The sequence below is a fragment of the Endozoicomonas ascidiicola genome, assembly GCF_001646945.1.
Classification (GTDB): domain Bacteria; phylum Pseudomonadota; class Gammaproteobacteria; order Pseudomonadales; family Endozoicomonadaceae; genus Endozoicomonas; species Endozoicomonas ascidiicola.
In genome coordinates, this window is sequence record NZ_LUTV01000014.1 from 15,842 (window position 1) to 20,813 (window position 4,972).

The following is a 4,972-nucleotide window of genomic DNA, read 5'->3' on the forward strand; positions in this document are numbered from 1 at the left end:
GTGCTTATATAGCTTTCCATCTGTTACAAGTCGCGTGACTACAGGTAGGGAGTCCAACACAGAGACTTTGCAAATCTGAGGAGCTAGCAGGAAATCTAGCTCAATTATGGTAAACAGTGAGTTTTCCAGGGCTTACGCATCAGTTGATGCTGCATAACATGAAAAATGTAGCGATATTTTCTGGTTAATACTCGTTTGGCAGAGAATATAATCAAAAAATCGATCTTCTGATCAGCACAGTCGTAAAATGATGGATTCTCCCATTTTCCAAATATCAAGAACTTCTCTGAACCCCTTAGATACCAAGGGGTTCAGTCAGGTTCAGATTGGTGCGTAAGCCCTGGTGAGTTTTCAGTGACAGAAACTGCTGGCTTGGTGCAATGTTGCCAGTAGTTTCGCTTCGGGTCTTCGTCACAGTTTAACCATTTTACGGGCGTGCGCAGCTAACAAAAAAATCGTGTTCGTTCCACTGCGCTCCACCGGACGCGCCTGCGGCGCGCCGCACATTTTGTGCGTTAGCTGCTCATTTTTTGCTCTGGCTGCAAAACTGCAGCTGAAGCATTTTTACCTGCAATTTTTGCCTGTTCTCTATCGCCTGTTGTTGATAGAATATCATAATAAGCCTTCTGGTAAGCCTTCTGGTAAGCCTTCTGGTAAGCCTTCTGGGAAGCCTTATATTTCTCTGATTGTTTGTAAGCCTTCTGGTAAGCCTTCTGGTAAGCCTTCTGGGAAGCCTTATATTTCTCTGATTGTCTGTAAGCCTTCTGGTAAGCCTTATATTTCTCTGATTGTTTGTAAGCCTTCTGGGAAGCCTTATATTTCTCTGATTGTTTGTAAGCCTTCTGGTAAGCCTTCTGGTAAGCCTTCTGGTAAGCCTTCTGGTAAGCCTTATATTTCTCTGATTGTTTGTAAGCCTTCTGGTAAGCCTTCCGGGAATCTTTTCGACTCTTGGGCTGTTTGGTGACATTTRAAGGGCAAGGGGATTCCCCTGCTGCTGCTTCCTCAGTTTGTTGTTTAGTGTGTTCATCTATAGGTTTTACTATCGCTACTGGTCTATATKCTGTATTGCTGATGCGTTCATCAATCGGGAGGGGGKGAGTTAACCAAAGAGATTCCACAACGTCGGAATATGTGGAATCACTCTCTGGAAAAWGTGTTGATTTCGTGTGTGACGCAGTATTTGATCCTTCTTCATTTTCGTTATAATAAAATGTTGGTTCTATATCTTCTAAAGGTACCAACTCATCGTGAGTTACAGGCAGGTCAAAATAGTCTGAATTATTTGGAGTATGACGACTTGGGAATATGGGTTCTACCGAAGAGTATTGGGTAAAGCCACACGACAAGTCATAGGTGTTTTCATCAGCGTGCGACAGGTTGAAGTAATCTGCTGATTCTGCCTCTTGTATTTGCACTGACCTTCCGAACATGCTCGGTTGTATCGTTGAATTTCCGCTCGGTATTTCGCATTCATTAATGCTGCAAACGTTGGAGCCTAGAGTAAATTGTATATTGTCYATCATGATAACCAACACTATAAACGATTTATTGACAGCTCTTTGCTTAATATGAGGTGCTTATATAGCTTTCCATCTGTTACAAGTCGCGTGMCTACAGGTAGGGAGTCCAGCACAGAGACTTTGCAAATCTCAGGAGCTAGCAGGAAATCTAGCYCAATTGATGGAAAACAGTGAGTTTTCAGTGACAGAAACTGCTGGCTTGGTGCAATGTTGSCAGTAGTTTCGCTTCAGGTCTTCATCACAGTTTAACCATTTTACGGGCGTGCGCAGCTAACAAAAAAATCGAGTTCGTTCCGCTGCGCTCCACCGGACGCCTATGGCGCCGCACATTTTGGCGTTACACGTTTTAATATACAGAGTGGTCTAGTTTGAAAGAAAAAAAATCTTATGAATATGAAGTGATTGGAGTGATAATTGGATTATTATCACTCTTTATATGGTATTTTTCTGCTCTTGCTATTGATGAAGAGATTGTCGCAAAAAATACTGAGCTGATAGTTGAAGCTGTGATTATTATAAGTGCGGCATTTTTTGGTTCTTTCTCAGCTTTTAGGTTAAATAATTATCGAGAAAATAGAAGCGTTGAATCAAAAAGAATTCTTTCTCTAAAAACAGCTGTCTTTATTCTTGCTAGACAAGCTAATACTTTGGGGAATGAAAAGTTAGTATTGAGGAAATATGAAGGGACTGAAGAAAAATATTTTGACTTACCTTCCAAAGTAGGCTCTATTTATTCAGAGTTAAAAATTAATTTAAATGAATTGTCATTTTTGCTCAATCATCCAGATCAAAATTTATTATTTGACCTAGCTATAGAACAAGATCGGTTTTCTGCAGCATTAGAAGCTATTAATCTAAGATCTGATTATCATTATAACTATGTTCAACCTGCATTGAGAGACAAGCCACATCTTGCGATGAACCCGCGTTTCATTCAACTTTCTGCTACTGTAGGCCCAGCAATAACTGAAGGGATTAAAAACACAACAGATAATGTCTATCAGCATGTTTATGAAACATTGGCTTCTATCAATGAAATGCAAGAAAGATTAGCTCATGTTGCTCATGAAATGTTTCCCAATGAACGTTTTATATTAGCCAGAACAAACGTGTAACAATAAATTCCAGCGGACGCCTACGGCGCCGCTGAATTTGGCGTTATACGGTTACACAAAGTAAATCATGAAAGAAGAATTAAACGAAAAAGCTAATGATAATAAGATTAATGTGGAAGATATTGTTGAGCTATCTTTATCTCGAAATCCAGATGTCGTTGATGTCCTAAAAGAAATTAAGGAAAAGCTGCAGTGGCCTAACGAAGCTATCGAATATAAAAATGGTAATATTGTTCCACCCCTAGGTGCCTGGGTAGATGTTGGATGTGAATATATTGCTAACGGTTGTGAAGGATTAATTAATTATTCGAAAAACATTAATAATGCAAATTTTGCTATCTCGATTCTGCAAGAAAATAAAAACAGTAAATCTGTCGAATCATTACTAAAAATTGCTGAGTTTTATTCTGATGATATGCAGAGTCATAAATACATTCTTATAAAAATCGTTACAGCATTAAATTTAATACTTTCTTTCAAAGATTCTCCTGAAGTCGAAGTAACGATCATTGAAAATGTAAGGTCACTAATTCATAAAATAATAGGGCTTTGTGAGAATAGTGCTGAATATGCTTCAACTATCTGTGCATTGAGGGGCGTAGGCAACGAAGAGAGTATTAAGCTGGTGTCAACAATTCCTAAACTAGAGGGTGCTTGGTCTGGAACTGAGAGGATCGTTACACAAGCTATCAAACAACGAATTAAAAACTCTTAGTTTCAAATTTGAAGTGTATGTTGCATATCCATCACCGTATAACAATAAATTCAAGTTCGTTCCGCTACGCTCCACCGGACGCCGCAAGCGGCACCGCTTAATTTGGCGTTATACGCTCACACACAATTGAGAGAAGTATGAATTTAGAGCTTCTGTTATCAGATTTGAACGATAATTCAAAATACAGATTTCACCTTGCAAAACAGGAACCAGGTGGTACTCGACCAATAGATGTACTTGCAAGAAGTCAAGAAGAATGGGGTTCATGGCAAGTTTATCGTGGTAACAATAAAGAAAGGTTTGTAAAAGATAAAATTGCTTCATTTGCTCAGATATCAGGATCAAAATTTTTGTTCGGTGGTATATATAGAATTGTAGGTCGAGAAAATGAATATTATGACGTTGAATTAGAAAATTCCTATTCGGAATTAATTGGACGTTTGGTTATTAACTACAAAGGAGATAATACAAGAGGAACTGTATTTACACCTGATTACATTTTTTCACACACATCAATTTCTTCGATTTATGAGCATAAATATCAGGGTGAAAAGTTCATATCATACGATAGAATAAATAATAGTTTTGAGTCTATTGATATTATCATTAGAAATGAACTGAACGACTGGAAGGTTGCATTAAGTAATGTTTACGGAGTTTACCTTATTACAGATACAAGTACTGGTAAACATTATGTAGGTTCTGCGTATGGGAATCAGGGGATATGGGGTCGATGGTCAGATTATATTTATGGTTTTCACGGAAATAATAAAGAGCTAAAAGAATTGTATTCCATCAATTCTGAAAAATATTTCAAAGATCATTTTAAATTCACGATTTTAGAGGTTCTATCTACTTCACTAGTGCCAGAAGAAGTGATTCAGCGAGAAAGCCTCTGGAAAAGAAAACTCCTTACAGTGAAGTTTGGCTACAACGTAACTTAGAACCGCGTATAACAAAAATTTCCAGGGGACGCCTGCGGCGCCCCTGAAATTGGCGTTAGCTGCTGTGTTTCTACCAGAATTGCAAAACTGAGAGTTTTTTAGCGTTGGAAGTTTTTTGGTCTGTTCTATCGAAAAGTTAATAAGAAATCGATAAGCTTCGTTTTGCAAGCTGGCGTGAGAGTTTTGTCGTTAATTCCTTCTTTTATGCCAGCGTCAAAATCGTAGTTTGCTGTTTTTTTTCCCAAGCTGGCAGGCGGTAGCGTACTAGTTTCCTTTTGCCGCGCCAGCGCAGTGATCGTTTTCCTTTCCATCTTTTTGGACGGAGAGTTGGTGGGGAAGGGAGCAGGTTTTCTGTAGCGTAAAAATTTTCAGGTCTATCGCAGGCCAGGAAGGTACATTGTCGTAAACTTCAAGTAGTCAAACCGTCTGGTTCAAACTGCTTCGAGAATTTTTTGGTCAGTGTGTTTTTCAGCAGCGTTCAAAACCTCTGGTTGTAAATCTTCTGTTTTTTACTTTGTCGCCAGTTGTACTTGCTTCAGGTTTACGTCACGCTTTAAGCATTTTACGGGCTTACGCAGCTAACAATAAAATCGTGTTTGTTCCGCTGCGCTCCACCGGACGCGCCTGAGGCGCGCCGCACATTTTGGCGTTAGCTGCTGTGTTTCTACCAGAGTTGCA

General features: G+C 39.2%; 4 protein-coding genes. All 4 read left to right on the forward strand.

Annotated elements, in window-relative coordinates; genetic code table 11:
* The first annotated feature begins 457 nt into the window (after nucleotides 1–457).
* The 4 genes from AKL11_RS25440 (at nucleotide 458) to AKL11_RS23865 (ending at nucleotide 4,294) form a co-directional block, all read left to right on the forward strand.
* On the forward strand, nucleotides 458–964 hold the full coding sequence (locus AKL11_RS25440; protein ID WP_157673746.1) for a hypothetical protein: 507 nt from the start codon (nucleotides 458–460) through the stop codon (nucleotides 962–964).
* A gap of 924 nt (nucleotides 965–1,888) precedes the next feature.
* Entirely contained in the window at nucleotides 1,889–2,635 is a 747-nt protein-coding gene (locus tag AKL11_RS23855; RefSeq protein WP_067522807.1) for a hypothetical protein, read from the forward strand.
* Between the two features lie 67 nt (nucleotides 2,636–2,702).
* Nucleotides 2,703–3,350, forward strand: coding sequence for a hypothetical protein (locus AKL11_RS23860; RefSeq protein ID WP_067522809.1), 648 nt, complete (start codon nucleotides 2,703–2,705; stop codon nucleotides 3,348–3,350).
* 137 nt (nucleotides 3,351–3,487) lie between these two features.
* Entirely contained in the window at nucleotides 3,488–4,294 is an 807-nt protein-coding gene (locus AKL11_RS23865) for a GIY-YIG nuclease family protein (protein ID WP_067522812.1), read from the forward strand.
* The last annotated feature ends 678 nt before the right edge of the window (nucleotides 4,295–4,972 follow it).

Bases quoted from the DNA above. Each gene is read 5' to 3' on its own strand.
- AKL11_RS23860 (WP_067522809.1), top strand. From the start codon at position 2,703: ATGAAAGAAGAATTAAACGAAAAAGCTAATGATAATAAGATTAATGTG.
- AKL11_RS23865 (WP_067522812.1), top strand. From the start codon at position 3,488: ATGAATTTAGAGCTTCTGTTATCAGATTTGAACGATAATTCAAAATAC.